Consider the following 17,353-nt stretch of genomic DNA (forward strand, 5'->3'; position numbering starts at 1 on the left):
ACAAAAATGCCCGGGCAGAACCCGGGCATTTTTGTTTGAGGAAGACCGACTGAGAACGGGCCTTTGTCGGCCACCAGAAATCCCAGGCATCTCATTCGTTAGTCGGATTCTAGTCGCTTGTGTTGCTCATTCAGATGGCGAGTATCGCGACCAGATCCCCTTGTCACCGAGCCTTACGACCAACGCCGCATGGGCCTCGCGCTCCATTTCGCTTAGGCGCGGCAACAGTTGACGCGGCCGCGCAAGCACGATGATCTCCTCGTCGAACGCAGCATCTTCATCGGCCTTGCCGTTGGCGGAGGAAGTGCCGAGCCCGAGCGCCGTCTGCCGCCCGCCGATCATCTCGATATAGACTTCGGCCAACAGTTCGGAGTCGAGCAGCGCGCCGTGCTTGGTCCGGTGGGAATTATCGATTCCGTAGCGCCGGCAAAGCGCATCCAGCGAGTTTGGACCCATCGGATGCTTGCGGCGGGCCAGCGCCAGCGTATCGAGCACGCGCTCCGGCAGGATCGGCGGCAGGTCTAGCCTTGCCAATTCCGCATTGACGAAACCCATGTCGAAGGTCGCGTTATGCGCCACCCAACGGCCATCGCCGAAGAAGTCCACGATTTTTTCCGCGACATCCCCGAATGACGGTTTGTCCTTCAGGAACTCGTCGGTGATGCCGTGAACCGCCAGTGCATCCGCATGGACCTTCTGGTCGCCCGGATTGATGTAGAGATGCAGCGTCCGGCCGGTGGGGAAATGATTGACGAGTTCGATGCCGCCGATTTCGATGACGCGGTCCAAGCGATTGTCCAGGCCGGTCGTTTCCGTGTCGAAGATGATTTCGCGCATCAAGTCTCCCCATTCGCGGCGCGTCGGCGCAAATCCGCGATGATGTCGTTCACCTGTCCCCGCGCCGCTTCGATGCCATGGCCGGTATCGACGAGGTAGTCCGCCCGCTTGCGTTTCTCCGAATCAGGCAACTGGCGCGACAGAATCATCGCGAATTTTTCCTCCGTCATGCCCGGCCGGGCAAGTACCCTGTCGTGCTGAAGCTGTGGATCACAGGTGACCACCACGATGCGATCGACACGATCGGCAGCGCCCGATTCGAAAAGCAGTGGAATATCAAGCACGACGAGATCGGCTCCGGCCTGGCTATTCTTTTCGAGAAATTGCTGCTCGCGCTCGCGCACAAGCGGATGAACGATCGCTTCGAGACGCTTGAAGGCATCGGGATCGGCCGCCAGCTGCCGCGCCAAAGCCTGCCGGTCGACGGCGCCTCCCTTTACCGATCCGGGAAAGGCCGCTTCGACAAGCGGCGCGGCCTTGCCGCTGTATAGCTGGTGCACGACAGCATCGGCATCGTTGACGGGTACGCCGGCATCGGCAAAGAGCTTCGCGGTCGTCGTCTTGCCCATGCCTATCGATCCAGTCAGCCCTACGCGGATCATGAGTGTTTTTCCATGTCGGCGATGATCAACTCGCGCAGCTCGTCATCGACCTGCGGATGCCGCCCGAACCACAGTTCGAAACCGGGCACCGCCTGGTGGAGCAACATGCCGAGGCCGTCGACGATCGCAAAACCCTGGGCTTCGGCCTGGGTGAGCAGCGGGGTCTTCAACGGCACGTATACGATGTCGGTGACGATCGCATCGGCCGCCAACGGCCTAAAGTCGATTGCGGGCGTGGCCTCGCCATCCATACCGAGCGACGTCGTGTTGATGAAAAGGGCGGCGCCAGTCATGACTTCGGAAAGGGCGTCCATACCATGGGCATGCACCCGTCGCCCAAACCGGTCCGCCAGCTCGCGCGCGCGCGCGACCGTTCGGTTGATGATGTGGATCTCTCCGATGCCGCGGTCGCGCACGGCCTGGATTACGGCCCGGCTCGCACCGCCGGCGCCGAGAATCACGGCCCGCTCGGCCCGTTCCCAGCCTGACCTGCGGGCGTCGAGATTGGCAGTAAAGCCGCGTCCGTCGGTATTGGTGGCTTGAAGCAGCCCGTCTGTCATCCAAAGCGTGTTTGACGCCCCGATTTCCTCCGACAGTTCGTCTGGCCGGTCCGCAAGCCTGAAAGCGCTTTCCTTGTGCGGGATAGTGACGTTGCCGCCGACGAAACCGGACGATCCATCCTTCAAACGGGCGATGAAGGCAGGAAAGTCATCGACTGCGACTTCCCTCGCTTCGTAGCTCCCATTCAGGCCGTACTTTTTCAGCCAGTAGCCATGGATCATCGGCGAGCGCGAATGGCGCACTGGATAACCGGTGACGAAGGCTTTCGGCTTCAATGTTTCACGTGAATCATCCATCGATCATTCCCAATTCGCGCAATTTTTGCAGAAGCGGCAGCATTGGCAGACCGAGGATGGTGAAATAGTCGCCATCGATCCCGGAGAATAGCTGGATGCCCTCTCCTTCCAGTTGATAGGCGCCGACGCTGCCCAGCGCACGCTCGCCGACCCGCATCAGATGCCGGTCGATGAATTCCGCCGAGAGATCGCGCATCGTTAACTCGGCATGAGACACATGCTCCCAAAGGATATCCCCGTCCTTTGCAAAGGCGATCGCGCTGTTCAGGCGGTGGGTCTTGCCCGAAAGCCGGCTCAGATGGTTTGCCGCATCCGCTCGGTCTTTCGGTTTGTGGAAAACTTCAGACCCCAACGACATTGTCTGGTCGGAGCCGATCACGAGGGAACCGGGAAAGCGTTCGCTCACCTCTTTGGCCTTTGCCTTGGCAAGAACCAGGGCGACCGCGTCCGGCCCCGCCCCCTCCCGCTCGAGCGGCGCCTCGATGGCGCGCTCGTCGATATCGGCCGCGATCGCAGAAAAGGTCAGGCCGGCATTCTCCATGAGCATTCGCCGGAAGGGACTGGACGAGGCTAGAATAAGGGATGCGGTCACGGATTAGCCTTTCGAAGCACTCTATCCCTGCGCTTAACGCAGCTTGGGGCGCAGAGCAACAATCGCGGCCGCCGTCTCCTCGATCGACCGCCTGGTCACGTCTATCAACGGCCAATTGTGCCGGGCGCAAAGCAAGCGGGCGTATTTCAGTTCCTCCGCGATCGTGGCGCGGTCGGTATACTCGTCGCCATTGAACGAAGTGGCGGTACCGAGCACGCGGTTTTCGCGAACCTGGGAAATGCGGTCGGTCGTTGCAATCAGCCCGACGATCAGCGGCTTGGTCGCAGTCAACAGGCTTTCCGGCAGGGGAACGCCATGGACGATCGGGATGTTGGCGGTCTTGATGCCGCGATTGGCGAGGTAGATGCTGGTCGGGGTCTTCGAGGTGCGGCTGATCCCGACGATGACGACGTCGGCGTCATTATAGTCGTCGGGCGTCTGGCCGTCATCGTGATCCATCGTATAGTTGAGCGCCTCGATGCGGGCGAAGTAGTCCGCGTTCATGACGTGCTGCGCGCCGACCCGGCGGCGCGATGCCGTTCCGAGATAGGTCTGGAAAAGCGTCATGACCGGCTCGAGCACATTGGCGCAAGGCACGCCCATCTCGCGACAGCGCTCGTCTATGATGTCGGCGAGTTCACGGTCGACCACGGTATAGAGCACGATCCCCGGGCTTCGATCGATCGCTTCCAGAACCGGCAGCAGCTGTTTGCGGTTTCTCACAAGCGGATAGACGTGCTCGATCGGTTGGCTCGCGTGAAACTGAACCGAAGCCGCGCGCCCGGCGGAGATCAGAGTCTCTCCCGTCGAGTCAGAAATGAGATGAAGATGAAAGAAGCTCCTGCGGTTCTCCACGCTATTTTCCGCTGGCTGTTGATAAGGGTGGACGATTCTGACCTAAGGCCGGGGCTGGGCCCAAGGCAAGGGAAAACCTGCCCACTTTTCCACAATACGGTTTTTTCGGAGTGCTTCAGCATGGGTCTGTGGGCAATGTGGAAAACCTGGCATCCAGTTTTTCCGTCCCCAGCTTATCCACAGATGGGGATTGACGCGACTGCAACATAAGCCATGGATTTTTTTACGCAATTCGACTTTTAGACGCTTTTCTCCGCAAAAGACCGGAATCTGTTCCTTGGCCATCGATCGGACGCGACAAATCGCGCTGCCGGTGAATTCATTTTAATCCTTGATAGAAACAGACTCTAAGAAATAGAAACATTTAGAATCTATTTAGTTCTTTTATGGGGAAGACGCCTTGAGCGAGGAATGCCGGAAAGTCCTACGGGTTTTGAAAGGGGAGACCATCTCTCCTCCTCCGATTTGGCTGATGCGCCAGGCTGGACGCTATCTGCCCGAGTATCGCGAGACCCGTTCCAAAGCTGGAAGCTTTCTCGATCTTTGCTATTCTCCGGATCACGCCGTGGAAGTGACGCTGCAGCCGATCCGTCGCTATGGCTTCGATGCTGCTATCCTGTTTTCCGATATCCTGGTTATCCCCGACGGGCTGAAACGCAACGTCCGCTTCAGCGAAGGCACCGGGCCGGAGATGGATCCGATCGATGTCCGGGGTATTCGAGCGCTCGATGGGAAGGATGTCGTCTCCCATCTCGCGCCTGTCCTTGAGACCGTGCGGCGGCTTCGGGCGGAGCTGCCGGTGGAGACGACCCTGCTTGGCTTCTGCGGCGCTCCCTGGACAGTTGCCACCTACATGATCGCCGGCCGCGGGACACCGGACCAGGCGCCTGCCCGTCTCTTCGCCTATCGTGAGCGGCAAGCGTTCGAGCACCTTCTGATGCTGCTTGCGGAGATATCGGCGGACTATCTGGTGGCACAGATCGATGCGGGTGCCGACGCCGTGCAGATCTTCGATTCCTGGGCGGGCGTGCTCGGGGAAGCGGAATTCGAAGCCTTCGCGGTGAAGCCCGTCGCCCGCATGATTGCGTCGATCAAGGAACGCCGTCCGCAGGCGAAGGTGATCGCCTTTGCCAAGGGCGCGGGCTATCTGCTGAAGACCTATCGCCAACGGACCGGAGCCGACGCAATAGGGCTCGATTGGTCGGTGCCGCTTTCCTTTGCGGCCGAGCTGCAGAGGGAGGGGCCGGTGCAGGGAAATCTCGACCCAATGCGGGTCGTCGCCGGCGGAGAGGCGCTTGACGCCGGGATTGATGCCATCCTGCAGACACTCGGAAACGGCCCGCTGATCTTCAATCTCGGTCACGGAATTACGCCGCAGGCCGATCCGGAAAACGTCGCGACGCTCGTTCGACGCGTCCGTGCGCAAGGGGGTTGAGGGCGATGGAGCGTCAGACGGACGCAGGGCCCGGCGCCTATGCGCGCCGACGGGCGCATATCGCCATCGGCTTTTTCATTCTCCTGGCGGTGGGCCTTTTCGGCTGGCGTCCGGATAATCTCTACCTTTGGATCAAGGCATTCCACATCATCGCGGTGATCTCCTGGATGGCGGGCCTTTTCTACATGCCGCGGCTTTTCATTTATCACACCGATGCCGAGCGCGGCTCGGTCCAGTCCGAGACCTTCAAGGTGATGGAACGGCGGTTGCTGAACGTCATCATGAACCCGGCGATGATGCTGAGCTGGGTCCTCGGTCTCTATCTCGCCTGGTCGGTCTATGGCTTCCACGGTGGCTGGCTGCATGCGAAGATTGCGCTCGTCGTGCTGATGACCATGGTTCATGTTTTCTTCAGCCGTTCGGTCCGTGACTTTGCCCGTGACGAGAACCGCAGGTCGGCTCGCTACTGGCGTTTTATGAATGAAGCGCCGACCGTTTTGATGATCGCAATCGTCATTCTCGTGGTGGTTAAACCGTTCGCTTGAGGGGGCGACACAGGGTCGCGCCGATAATTTGGCTGATTTTCAGCACCCCCCTTGCGGCTCTTCGCCTTAACCGCTATTTTCCCGCCATCTCATCTCGTGGCATGGTTCAGTTCACTCGCCCGCGATCTTCTCGCGGTCTCGAATCCGACAGATACCACCTTCCCCCTTTTTTAGAAAACATAGAGTAACGGTCCCTCTTCATGGCTGAAATGAAGCTTCAAGAACTTAAGAACAAATCTCCGACCGATCTGCTGGCATTCGCCGAATCGCTTGAGGTCGAAAATGCAAGCACGATGCGCAAACAGGAATTGATGTTTGCGATTCTCAAGGTGCTAGCCAGTCAGGACGTCGAAATCATCGGTGAAGGCGTTGTCGAAGTTTTGCAGGACGGCTTCGGCTTCCTACGCTCGGCGAATGCCAATTACCTGCCGGGGCCTGACGATATCTATATCTCGCCCTCGCAGATCCGCCGTTTTTCGCTAAAGACCGGCGATACGGTAGAAGGCCCCATCCGCGGTCCGAAGGAAGGCGAGCGTTATTTTGCGCTGCTGAAGGTCAACACCATCAATTTCGACGATCCGGAGAAGATCAGGCACAAGGTGCACTTCGACAACCTGACGCCGCTCTATCCCAACGAACGCTTCCGTATGGAACTCGACGTTCCCACCACGAAGGATCTGTCGCCGCGCGTCATCGATCTCGTGGCGCCGCTCGGCAAGGGCCAGCGCGGCCTGATCGTGGCGCCCCCGCGCACCGGTAAGACCGTTCTCCTGCAGAACATCGCTCACTCGATCACTGCCAACCATCCTGAATGCTACTTGATCGTGCTTCTGATCGATGAACGTCCGGAAGAAGTGACGGACATGCAGCGTTCGGTCCGGGGGGAAGTAATCTCCTCGACATTCGACGAGCCGGCGGTTCGCCACGTGCAGGTGGCCGAAATGGTCATCGAGAAGGCCAAGCGGCTCGTTGAGCACGGCCGCGACGTCGTCATCCTGCTCGATTCGATTACGCGCCTTGGCCGAGCCTATAACACCGTCGTTCCCTCGTCTGGCAAGGTCCTGACGGGTGGTGTGGACGCCAACGCTTTGCAGCGGCCGAAGCGCTTCTTCGGTGCGGCGCGCAACATCGAGGAAGGCGGGTCGCTGACAATCATCGCGACGGCTCTCATCGATACGGGCAGCCGCATGGACGAAGTTATCTTCGAAGAGTTCAAGGGCACCGGTAACTCGGAAATCGTGCTTGACCGCAAGGTCGCCGACAAGCGCATCTTCCCGGCGATGGACATCCTCAAATCCGGTACGCGTAAGGAAGAGCTACTCGTGCCGCGACAGGACCTTCAGAAGATTTTCGTGTTGCGCCGTATCCTCGCGCCGATGGGAACGACGGATGCAATCGAATTCCTTATCGACAAGTTGAAGCAAACGAAGAACAATCCGGAATTCTTCGACTCGATGAATACCTAATCATTAGCCGGATTCATCTGTTGTTCGAACGGGCTGCTGTAATGCGGCCCGTTCTTTCGTTCCGGCGATCGATTCGGTAGCGAACTAATGGCGCAAGGCGACGGCGATGAATAAGGCGACTGATACTATATACGCCCTTTCAAGCGGCGGACTTCCTTCGGGCGTCGCAGTTTTGCGCTTATCCGGCGACCGCTCGTTCCCGATCACGCAAGCGCTTATCGGATCACTTCCGCCATCAAGACAGGCGGCATTGAAAACGATTCGGACTCGGAACGGTTTAACGATTGACCAAGGGCTCGTTCTTGGCTTTCCGTCGCCTGCTTCGTTTACCGGTGAGGACTGTGTAGAGTTGCATGTGCACGGCAGTAAGGCGGTGATACTGGCTCTATACAACGAATTGGCGAGTTTTGAGCGCTGTCGCATGGCCGAGAATGGCGAATTCAGCCGTCGCGCGTTGGAAAACGGCAAGATGGATTTGGTCGAGGTCGAAGGCCTTGCGGATCTGATTTCGGCGGAAACCGAAATGCAGCGGCGGCTTGCGATCGAGCATAGCAGCGGTAAGCTGTCGGCTCTCTACGCAGGCTGGGCCGACCGTTTGACCCGAGCGCGGGCATTGATTGAGGCAGAGCTCGATTTCGCTGAAGATGACGATGTGCCTGGATCGGTGTCGGACCAGGTCTGGACGGATATGTCCCGGCTCGCCGATGAAGTGTCTGCCCACCTCGCTGGCGCCTCTTTCGGGGAGATCATCCGTGACGGCCTAAAGATCGTCATTGCGGGAGAACCGAACTCCGGCAAATCGAGCTTGATGAACGCGCTCGCAAAGAGAGAGGTGGCGATCGTCACCGATATCGCCGGCACGACGCGCGATGTGTTGCATGTCGATCTGGATATCGATGGCTATGCCGTCAAGCTGTATGACACGGCCGGGCTCCGCGATACGGCGGAGGTTGTTGAGAAGGAAGGCATTCGGCGTGCCTTAAAGACGATCGCAGAAGCGGATCTGGTGCTCTCTCTGGCGGAAATTGGCCGAGACGTTAGGACTGCCTTCGAGGGCTTTGCCGGCAAGGTCATAGGCGTCGGGACAAAATGCGATCTTCACGAGCCGAATGGCGACTACGATATCTTTCTATCCGCCTTGACCGGCGCAGGCTTGGACGAGCTTCATCGGGTTATAGCTGCGGAACTGTCTTTGCGAGCTGAGGGATTGTCTTACGCCTTGCCGAGCCGCCTCCGCCATCGCCAACTGTTGCAGGAGACACTGTGGGCGATACGGTCAGCTTGCGACGCAATCGAAGACGGCCTGGATATACGCGCGGAACACCTTCGCCTTGCCGGGCAGACTCTCGGGCGGATCACGGGGCATGTCGACGTGGAGGATTTGCTTGGCGTGATCTTTTCGGAATTCTGTATTGGCAAATGATTCACGTGAAACAATCTGTCGGCTGCATTTAGGGATAACTGTTTCACGTGAAACGCTTGACTCCCGCGCGTCTTGTGGCAAACAGGGCGCCGAAGCCGGAGCTTTGCAATGTCCCACATATTCTATGATGTTATCGTCGTCGGCGGAGGTCACGCCGGTTGTGAAGCGGCTGCGGCGTCAGCGCGCATGGGCGCGCGTACCGCCCTCCTCACGCACAAGCGCGATACAATCGGCGTCATGTCCTGCAATCCCGCGATAGGCGGGCTTGGCAAAGGCCATCTCGTTCGAGAGATTGACGCCCTTGATGGGTTGATGGGTCGCGTCGCCGACGCAGCCGGCATCCAGTTTCGAATGCTCAATCGCAAGAAGGGCCCCGCGGTCCGCGGTCCGAGGACGCAGGCAGACCGCCGGCTCTACCGTGAAGCGATGCAGCGCGAAATCGCGTCGATCGCCAATCTCGAGGTAATCGAGGGTGATGCCTTTGATCTAAGCATCGAGAATGGCCTTGTTGCCGCTGTTGTTACCAAAGATGGCCGAGTTCTCAATTGCGGTGCGGTCGTTCTGACAACAGGGACGTTTTTGCGTGGCCTTATCCACATTGGCGATCGAAAGATCCCCGCAGGTCGTGTTGGCGAAGAACCCTCGATGGGTTTGTCTTCTACGCTCGCTCGTTTCGGTCTCAACCTTGGCCGCCTGAAAACGGGCACACCGGCACGCCTCGACGGCCGGACGATCGACTGGGACTCTGTCGGCCGACAATCAGCCGATGACGCGCCGGTACCTTTCTCGTTCATGACGGATCGCATTCTCAATCCCCAGGTCGACTGCGGAGTGACGCGAACGACATCCGCCACCCACCGCATCATCGCCGATAACCTTCGCCGTTCGGCGATGTATTCCGGTCAGATCGAGGGGGTGGGTCCGCGCTACTGTCCATCTATCGAGGACAAGATCGTCAAATTTGGCGAGCGCGATGGCCACCAAATCTTCTTGGAGCCGGAGGGGTTGGATGACAATACCGTCTATCCAAACGGTATTTCGACGTCTTTGCCGGCAGAGGTGCAGGACGCCTTTATCCGCACGATCCCTGGCTTGGAACGCGTTATCATCAAGCAGGCGGGTTATGCGATTGAGTATGATCACGTGGACCCGCGCGAACTAAAGTCTTCGCTTGAGGTGAAGAAGATTCCGGGGCTCTTTCTCGCTGGCCAGATCAACGGGACGACCGGGTATGAGGAGGCAGGTGCGCAGGGCTTGCTGGCTGGGCTGAATGCCGCGAGACTGGCAGCTGACGGAGATGCTATTCATCTCAGCCGTGCTGACTCGTATATAGGTGTCATGATCGATGATTTGACCTCGCGCGGGGTCGCTGAGCCCTATCGTATGTTCACGTCGCGGGCTGAGTACCGCCTTTCGCTCCGAGCTGACAACGCCGACGTGCGTTTGACGCCGATCGGCCAGGCGCTTGGTTGTGTCGGGACGGAGCGTTCTCAACGGTTTACAGCGTATCTTGAGGCGCTGGATTCTGCGCGGGCGATGCTTAGGGAGCGCGGTCTGACGCCGAACGAGGCTGCTAAGATTGGTATCTCTTTAAATCGGGATGGCCAACGGCGTAGTGCCTATGAGCTGCTTGCCTATCCCGAACTTTCGATCGATTCGCTATCGCAACGATGGCCGGAATTTCGGGAGCTTTCACCCAAGGTCGCCGCAGCGCTCGAGATTGAGGCCACCTATGCGGTCTATATGCAGCGTCAGAGCGCCGATATCGCTCAGGTGAAGCGCGATGAGAGCAAGGTGATTCCCGGGTCTTTTGACTTCGCTGTGCTTTCCGGTCTTTCCAACGAGTTGAAGCAAAAGCTCGAGAAGGCGCGCCCGCAGAACATAGCGCAGGCTGCAAAGCTTGATGGAATGACGCCAGCGGCATTGTTACTATTGCTGACTCACTTGCGGAAAATGGATGCCGCGCGACCACTAGCTTCTTGAATTCACGTTAGAAGAGTCTTCCGATGCAGTTGAACGGCGTGCGTGTTTCACGTGAAACACAGGAGCGTTTGGAGCTATTTGCCGCGCTTTTCAAAAAATGGGCGAAGTCCATAAACCTGGTCGCACCCTCGACGCTCGAGGATTTGTGGTCGCGCCATATTGCCGATAGCGCACAGATTTTCCAGCTCTACCCCACCCCAGTCACTTGGGCGGATCTCGGTAGCGGCGGTGGATTTCCGGGGATCGTCACAGCCATTTTCCTGGCTGAGCTCGGCGGCGGCCACGTCAATCTGATTGAAAGCAATCACAAAAAGGCTGCCTTTCTCCGCACATGCCTGCGCGAGTGCCATGCCCGCGGTACCGTTCATGCAATGCGAATTGAGGAGGCAACAAAAGCCATTCCTCAGGTCGACGCAATCTCATGCCGCGCTTTGGCCGAGCTGGATCAGCTCTACTCCTATGCCGAACCATGGTGGTCACGAAGCGCAGCGACCCGTATGTTCCTACACAAAGGCCGGGATTACCAGCGTGAGGTGGACAAAGCGCGTGGTAGTTGGGAATTCGATCTGGTAGAACATCCAAGTATCGTCGAGCGCGACTCAGTCATTCTTGAGGTCACGCGGTTGCGGCGAAAAATTCAACCTTGATCGGGTGGCACGCAATGGCAGGCGAAAAGAACCGGATTATTACCATCGCGAACCAAAAAGGCGGCGTCGGCAAGACGACGACGGCCATCAACCTGGCAACAGCCTTGGCTGCCATCGGTGAGCGGGTACTGATCGTCGATCTCGATCCGCAGGGCAATGCCAGCACGGGGATGGGCATAGATCGCCGGGATCGCAAGCTTTCCTCCTACGATTTGCTTGTCGGAACCCATGGCATTTCCGAGGTCGTGCTTCCTACCGCGGTACCCAATCTGCACATCGTACCGTCGACAATGGATCTCCTCGGGATCGAGATGGAAATTGCACAGCAGAGCGATCGCGTCTTCCGTCTGCGTCGGGTGCTGGAAAGCCCTGAGGCTTTGGCGTTTTCCTACATTCTTGTCGACTGCCCGCCATCCTTCAATCTACTGACGATGAACGCTATGGCGGCTGCACACTCCGTTCTGGTGCCGCTGCAATGCGAGTTTTTTGCGCTTGAGGGACTAAGCCAGCTTTTGGAGACGGTGGATCAGGTGCGCCGTTCGGTCAATCCGACACTCGATATCCAGGGCATCGTTCTGACGATGTTCGATGCGCGCAATAATCTCGCGCAACAGGTGGTGAGCGATGTGCGAATGCACCTGGGCGAGAAAGTCTATCACACCCTCATTCCGCGCAATGTTCGCGTTTCCGAAGCACCTTCCTACGGCAAGCCGGCCATTCTGTACGATTTGAAATGTGCTGGGAGCCAGGCTTATCTGCAATTGGCGTCGGAAGTGATTCAGCGAGAGCGGCAACGCAAGGTTGCTGCTTGAGCCGTTTAGCATCCTAATAGTGAGTGATATGCGATGAGTGATGATCTTTCAAAACGGCGCTTGGGTCGTGGACTTGCTGCTCTCATCGGCGAGATGGATCAGCCGGCGCCTATTGAGGCGGGCAAGCCCTCGGTCAATCCCGACCGGCTGGTGCCCATCGAATTCGTCAGCCGGAACCCGAAGAACCCGCGCCGCTATTTCGACGAGGGGGAGTTGCATGACCTGGCCAGCTCGATCCGCCAACACGGCATCGTCCAGCCCGTTGTCGCACGCACTGTTTCGGACGGAAGATTTGAAATAATAGCCGGCGAAAGACGTTGGCGCGCGGCGCAGCTTGCCGGCCTGGTCGAGATTCCGGTGATCGTTCGTGATGTTGACGACAAGACCGCGCTGGAGATCGCAATCGTCGAGAATGTGCAGCGGTCGGATCTCAATCCGCTCGAGGAGGCGCTCGGCTACGAGCAGCTGATTGCCGAGCATGGCTATACGCAGAACGATTTGGGCGAGATCATCGGCAAAAGCCGGAGTCATGTCGCCAATTCGCTTCGCTTGCTGAAGCTGCCGGACCCTGTGCGAGATATGCTTGCGGCTGGAAGCCTGTCGGCCGGACACGCGCGCGCCCTTGTGCCCACCTCCGATCCTTCGGCTCTTGCGAAGACGATCGTTTCGAAGGGGATGTCGGTGCGCGACGCCGAGCGCCTGGCGCAAAACGATATCCGCGCGCAAAACGATCCCCGGCCCGCCATGGCGCGTCGTGATGAGAAGGACTCCGATACTCTGGCGCTTGAGAGGACGCTCTCCGACGCTCTGGGGCTCGACGTCGCGATCAATCACAAAGGCAGTGGCGGCCAGGTACGCATCGCCTATAAGTCATTGGAGCAGCTCGAGGAAATCTGCCGCCTTCTAGAACGGCGCTGACGGGAATTGGCATCGACGCCGGTCCTCCCAATATCGATTGGGCGCGGAAGCTAGGCCTTGCGAGCGGATTGCAGGGTGGTCGAGAGCAATGTGTGGAGAGCTATGCTCTCTTCGAGCGCGCCGCGCTGGCGGCTCTGAAGGATGGCGGCCTGTAAGCGGTTCATCTCCCGCGCTATCGCCGGAGCGTCCCAGTTTCGCAATGCCTGTTCGATAACGGGTTTCCGGCGGAAATGAAGGTGACGGCCAAGCGTCTGCATCACCTGCGCCGGCTGCACTCGCTTCTCTTCCATTTCAGCGCGCATCACATCAAGAAGCTGAAACTGCCGCAGGCAGCCTTGAAGCACGAGAAAGATCGGTGTCTTCGAGCTCACGATCTTCTCCACCGCGCGCAAGTAGGCGTCGGCGTCCCCCTTCAAGATCGCATCGACCGCGTCGTCCGTCGAAATGGCGCTAGCATCGCCGATGATGTCGTTGACGTGCGTATCGTCGATCGTGCCAACGTCCCGGCAATAGAGCGCCAGCTTTTTGATCTCGTTGCGCGATGCGATGCGGTCGCCGCCGAGGAGTTCCAGCAGCCGCTGGCGAGCGTCGGGCGTGATGCGAAGATTGCTCGCCGACAATTCATTATCGATCAAGGCGTTGAGGGCTCGGATGTCATCGGCATAGCAGGGGATTGCGATGACCGCGCGCGATCCTTCGGCCAGCTTACGCAACGTTGCCGTCTTTTTGAGATCGCCTGCTTCAATGATGAGGAAGCTCGCCTCAGGCGGTCGCCCGGCGAGTATCTGCAAGGCGTCGACGAGCCCCTTCTCGTTTGCCGCGCCGCGTACCCAGATAAGCTTCTCGCCGCCAAAGAGCCCAATAGTGTTCATTTCATCGAGCAGTCGTCCGGCGTCGCTATTTAGGTCACCAGCATCCAACTTCAGAAGGGAGAAAGGATCGTCGAGTGCGACCTTGGTCTTTGCAGCGATCGCGGCTGCCCGTTCGGAAACAAGGCCGCGATCGGGGCCATAGATCAGGAACATGCGATGATTGCGCACTGCTCCCTGCAGAAATCCGTCGAATTCGTGAGATTTGATTTCTGCCATGGCCGCGTTCTATCAGCGGCTAAGTGCAGCCGCGATGTCGGCACCCACAAGTTCGGCGACTTCCCGCGCTGCACGATCCTCGGCGTCGCGTTCGGCGCGAAGTTTGGCGAACTCCTGCGTCGGCAAATCGACGAGTGCGGTCGTTGCCCGGCTGCCGGCCTTCAGCACCTTGCCATCGGCGGCCTGCTTGATCACGTAAGATACCGTGACGGTAGTGCGCGCCGCCGCAGACGTATCCGACGACGGAAGATAGATGACGCCCTGCAAAGCGGAGCTGACGCTGAGGCTCACCATATACTTCGGATTGACCGCCTCGCCCGCTCCGCGCCCAGCGATGAAGATCAAGTGGTTGCGAACCTCTAGTCCAACGCGAGTGCCCACGTCCTCGAAACCGACAGAGGCAAGCTTCGCCTTCACGCCGGTGCTTTCGCCGTAAAGCGGGCGCACCTGACAGGAAGAAAGCACGCCGGCGACCACCAGCAGGGAGGCTACGCCTGCAGCGCGGGCGAGCTTTACGATGAAATCAGACGACAATGTTAACGATCCTTTGTGGAACGACGATAATCTTCTTTGGCGCCTGACCATTCAACGCGCTTTTGACTGCATCCAAAGCAAGGACTGCATTCTGAACGGCATCTTGATCTGCCTCGCGCGCGATTGTCAATTCGGCCCGCTTCTTGCCGTTGATCTGCACCGGCAATACGATCTCGTTCTCAACCACCAGGGTCGCATTGAAGGTTGGCCAGGCCGACGTCGAAACAAGCCCGCTGGCGCCGAGCGCAGCTGAGCATTCCTCTGCCAGATGCGGGGTGATCGGCGCGACAATGGCAATCAGGATCTCCACAGCGTCGCGGACGGCCGCGCAATAATCCATTCCGGCGCCGCCGGAAGCGGCTTTGCCGAGCGCCGATGCAAGCGTATTCACAAGCTCGTAGATACGCGCCACGGCCTTGTTGAACGCCAGCTTGTCGTAGTCGCCTTGAACTGCCTTCAGCGTCTTGTGTGCAGCCTGAGAAATCGCCAAAGCCTCGCCTTCGGTAGCCGGATTCGGCTCAACACCTTTCAGCGCGTCGGCGGCTTCGGAAATGAGGCGCCACAGGCGCTGCGTGAAGCGATGCGCGCCCTCGACACCGGCTTCCGACCAGATGACGTCGCGGTCGGGCGGAGAATCGGAAAGCACGAAAAACCGCGCCGTGTCCGCGCCATAGGAGGCGATGATGTCGTCGGGGTCGACCACGTTCTTCTTCGACTTCGACATTTTCTCGATGGAGCCGATCGTGACCTCCTCGCCCGTCGACAGCAGAACCGCCTGGCGCTTGCCGTCGGCCTCCTCGATGCGGATGTCGGCAGGCGCCACCCATTCGCGGCTCATGCCTTGGCCGCGGCTGTAGGTCTCGTGGACCACCATGCCTTGCGTGAAAAGACCCTTGAAAGGTTCCTTGACGTCGACGTGGCCGGTCTCGCGCATGGCTCGCGTGAAAAAGCGCGAATAAAGCAGATGCAGGATCGCGTGCTCGATGCCGCCGATATACTGGTCGACCGGGAGCCAACGGTTGGCAGCCTCGCTGTTGGTGGGCTGGTTCTCCCAGGGCGCGGTGAAGCGCGTGAAATACCAGCTCGAATCGACGAACGTGTCCATCGTATCCGTTTCACGGCGCGCGTCCTTGCCGCAATGCGGGCAGGCGACATGCCGCCAGGTCGGATGCCGGTCGAGCGGGTTGCCGGGCTGGTCGAAGGTGACGTCGTCGGGCAGCTTCACCGGCAGATCGGCTTTCGGTACCGGCACCACGCCGCAGTCATCGCAGTGGATGACCGGGATCGGGCAACCCCAATACCGCTGACGGGAAATCCCCCAATCGCGCAGGCGGAAATTGACCTTGCGCTCGGCCTGAGGCTGATTGCCGATCATGGTCGTCGAAAGCTTGGCCGCCACGGCCTCAAAAGCGTCGGTCGTTGTCATGCCGTCGATAAAGCGTGAGTTGATCATCACGCCTTCGCCGTCGAAAGCGACATCGCCGATTTCGAACGTCGCTGGATCCGCATCTTTCGGCGCGACGACCGCCACGACCGGCAGATCGTATTTGCGGGCGAAGTCGAGGTCGCGCTGGTCGCCCGAGGGGCAGCCGAAGATGGCGCCCGTGCCATAGTCCATCAAGACGAAGTTGGCGACGTAGACTGGCAGCTCCCAGCTCGGGTCGAGCGGATGTCGCACGCGAACGCCGGTGTCCATACCCTTCTTTTCGGCCGTTTCCAAAGCTGCCAGCGACGTGCCAGCGCGCCGGCACTCTTCGCAGAAAGCATCGATAGCCGGATTCGAAGCAGCCGCCTGCTTTGCCAACGGATGATCGGCGGCAATTGCGAGGAACGAGGCGCCAAACAGCGTGTCCGGGCGCGTCGTATAGACGGCGATCTCATGGGTTCCGTCTGGGGCGGTTTCGCGAACCACTTCCCAGCGGATCGTCAGCCCCTCGGAGCGGCCGATCCAGTTTTTCTGCATAAGACGCACCTTTTCCGGCCACTGGTCTAGCGTGTCGAGCGCGTCAAGAAGCTCCTGGCTGAAATCGGTTATCTTAAAGAACCACTGCGTAAGCTCACGCTGCTCGACCAACGCGCCGGAGCGCCAGCCGCGACCATCGATCACCTGCTCATTGGCAAGAACGGTGTTGTCGACCGGATCCCAATTGACCTTGGACTGCTTGCGGTAGACGAGACCTTTCTCCAGGAAGTCGAGGAAAAGGTGCTGCTGATGCTGGTAGTAAGTGACGTCGCAGGTGGCGAATTCGCGGCTCCAGTCGAGCGACAGGCCCATCGCCTTCAGCTGGGTGCGCATCGAGGCGATGTTCTGGTAGGTCCAGGCGGCCGGATGAACGCCCCGTTCCATCGCAGCGTTTTCCGCCGGCATGCCGAAGGCGTCCCAGCCCATCGGATGCAGCACGTTGAAACCGCGGGCACGTTTGTAGCGTGCAACCACGTCGCCCATGGCATAGTTGCGGACGTGGCCCATGTGGATGCGTCCCGACGGATAGGGGAACATTTCCAGCACGTAGTACTTGTCGCGCGGGTCGGAGTTGTCGGTCACGAAGACCTTCTCGTCGTTCCATTTCTGCTGCCAGCGGGGCTCGGCGTCGCGCGGATTATAACGTTCGGTGGCCATGGGGACTCGCATTCCGGAAAATCATGGGGGATTGGCGTGACCTTCATCATGAAACCAACCAAGCGTCAAGTTTGGCGGGTACCGCAAGTGCCCAAACCTAGGTCCGGACGGCGGATTTAGGGCCTCCGCCCTTGGCAAC

Annotated in this window: 16 protein-coding genes; 8 read left to right on the forward strand and 8 right to left on the reverse strand. The window is 59.2% G+C overall.

Features of this window, described 5'->3' with window-relative positions; translation table 11 throughout:
• Nucleotides 1–126: 126 nt before the first annotated feature.
• From dnaQ to AB4048_RS05740, 5 genes are read right to left on the reverse strand one after another with little or no spacing between them, the layout of a single operon-like run.
• Entirely contained in the window at nt 127–837 is a 711-nt protein-coding gene (dnaQ, locus tag AB4048_RS05720; RefSeq protein ID WP_442200954.1) for a DNA polymerase III subunit epsilon, read from the reverse strand.
• On the reverse strand, nt 837–1,439 hold the full coding sequence (coaE, locus tag AB4048_RS05725) for a dephospho-CoA kinase (protein ID WP_442200955.1): 603 nt from the start codon (nt 1,437–1,439) through the stop codon (nt 837–839). Before coaE ends, dnaQ begins: the two co-directional genes overlap by 1 nt.
• Nucleotides 1,436–2,296 (reverse strand): shikimate dehydrogenase, encoded by an 861-nt coding sequence (locus AB4048_RS05730; RefSeq protein WP_442200956.1) that lies wholly within the window; start codon nt 2,294–2,296, stop codon nt 1,436–1,438. Before AB4048_RS05730 ends, coaE begins: the two co-directional genes overlap by 4 nt.
• Nucleotides 2,289–2,888 (reverse strand): Maf-like protein, encoded by a 600-nt coding sequence (locus AB4048_RS05735; protein ID WP_442200957.1) that lies wholly within the window; start codon nt 2,886–2,888, stop codon nt 2,289–2,291. The genes AB4048_RS05730 and AB4048_RS05735 overlap by 8 nt, the downstream gene beginning before the upstream one ends.
• A gap of 33 nt (nt 2,889–2,921) precedes the next feature.
• Complete coding sequence (locus AB4048_RS05740; RefSeq protein WP_442200958.1) at nt 2,922–3,743, reverse strand: pyruvate, water dikinase regulatory protein; 822 nt, start codon at nt 3,741–3,743, stop codon at nt 2,922–2,924.
• A 400-nt stretch (nt 3,744–4,143) separates the two neighbouring features.
• Here AB4048_RS05740 and hemE point away from each other — a divergent pair, with 400 nt between their 5' ends.
• The 8 genes from hemE (at nt 4,144) to AB4048_RS05780 (ending at nt 12,972) form a co-directional block, all read left to right on the forward strand.
• A complete protein-coding gene (gene hemE / locus AB4048_RS05745) occupies nt 4,144–5,178 on the forward strand; it encodes a uroporphyrinogen decarboxylase (RefSeq protein WP_442200959.1) in 1,035 nt (344 codons plus the stop codon).
• 5 nt (nt 5,179–5,183) lie between these two features.
• On the forward strand, nt 5,184–5,723 hold the full coding sequence (gene hemJ / locus AB4048_RS05750) for a protoporphyrinogen oxidase HemJ (protein ID WP_442200960.1): 540 nt from the start codon (nt 5,184–5,186) through the stop codon (nt 5,721–5,723).
• Between the two features lie 200 nt (nt 5,724–5,923).
• A complete protein-coding gene (gene rho / locus AB4048_RS05755) occupies nt 5,924–7,189 on the forward strand; it encodes a transcription termination factor Rho (protein WP_442200961.1) in 1,266 nt (421 codons plus the stop codon).
• Between the two features lie 106 nt (nt 7,190–7,295).
• Nucleotides 7,296–8,612 carry a tRNA uridine-5-carboxymethylaminomethyl(34) synthesis GTPase MnmE gene (gene mnmE, locus AB4048_RS05760; RefSeq protein ID WP_442200962.1) on the forward strand — a complete coding sequence of 439 codons (1,317 nt, stop codon included), beginning with the start codon at nt 7,296–7,298 and terminating at the stop codon, nt 8,610–8,612.
• A 108-nt stretch (nt 8,613–8,720) separates the two neighbouring features.
• Entirely contained in the window at nt 8,721–10,595 is a 1,875-nt protein-coding gene (gene mnmG, locus AB4048_RS05765; protein WP_442200963.1) for a tRNA uridine-5-carboxymethylaminomethyl(34) synthesis enzyme MnmG, read from the forward strand.
• A gap of 23 nt (nt 10,596–10,618) precedes the next feature.
• On the forward strand, nt 10,619–11,242 hold the full coding sequence (gene rsmG / locus AB4048_RS05770; protein ID WP_442200964.1) for a 16S rRNA (guanine(527)-N(7))-methyltransferase RsmG: 624 nt from the start codon (nt 10,619–10,621) through the stop codon (nt 11,240–11,242).
• Between the two features lie 14 nt (nt 11,243–11,256).
• Complete coding sequence (locus AB4048_RS05775; protein ID WP_442200965.1) at nt 11,257–12,054, forward strand: ParA family protein; 798 nt, start codon at nt 11,257–11,259, stop codon at nt 12,052–12,054.
• 33 nt (nt 12,055–12,087) lie between these two features.
• Nucleotides 12,088–12,972: a ParB/RepB/Spo0J family partition protein gene (locus AB4048_RS05780; RefSeq protein ID WP_442200966.1), complete on the forward strand. Its 885-nt coding sequence runs from the start codon at nt 12,088–12,090 to the stop codon at nt 12,970–12,972.
• A gap of 50 nt (nt 12,973–13,022) precedes the next feature.
• Here the strand turns inward: AB4048_RS05780 and holA are convergent, their stop codons facing one another.
• Genes holA through leuS form a run of 3 tightly spaced genes read right to left on the reverse strand, consistent with a single transcriptional unit; the run spans nt 13,023 to nt 17,214 of the window.
• Entirely contained in the window at nt 13,023–14,060 is a 1,038-nt protein-coding gene (gene holA, locus AB4048_RS05785; RefSeq protein ID WP_442200967.1) for a DNA polymerase III subunit delta, read from the reverse strand.
• A 12-nt stretch (nt 14,061–14,072) separates the two neighbouring features.
• Nucleotides 14,073–14,594 (reverse strand): LPS assembly lipoprotein LptE, encoded by a 522-nt coding sequence (lptE, locus tag AB4048_RS05790; protein ID WP_442200968.1) that lies wholly within the window; start codon nt 14,592–14,594, stop codon nt 14,073–14,075.
• Nucleotides 14,584–17,214 carry a leucine--tRNA ligase gene (leuS, locus tag AB4048_RS05795; protein ID WP_442200969.1) on the reverse strand — a complete coding sequence of 877 codons (2,631 nt, stop codon included), beginning with the start codon at nt 17,212–17,214 and terminating at the stop codon, nt 14,584–14,586. The genes lptE and leuS overlap by 11 nt, the downstream gene beginning before the upstream one ends.
• Nucleotides 17,215–17,353 lie beyond the last annotated feature (139 nt).

It is taken from the genome of Rhizobium sp. RAF56, from assembly GCF_052113965.1.
In the GTDB taxonomy this organism is placed as follows: domain Bacteria; phylum Pseudomonadota; class Alphaproteobacteria; order Rhizobiales; family Rhizobiaceae; genus Rhizobium.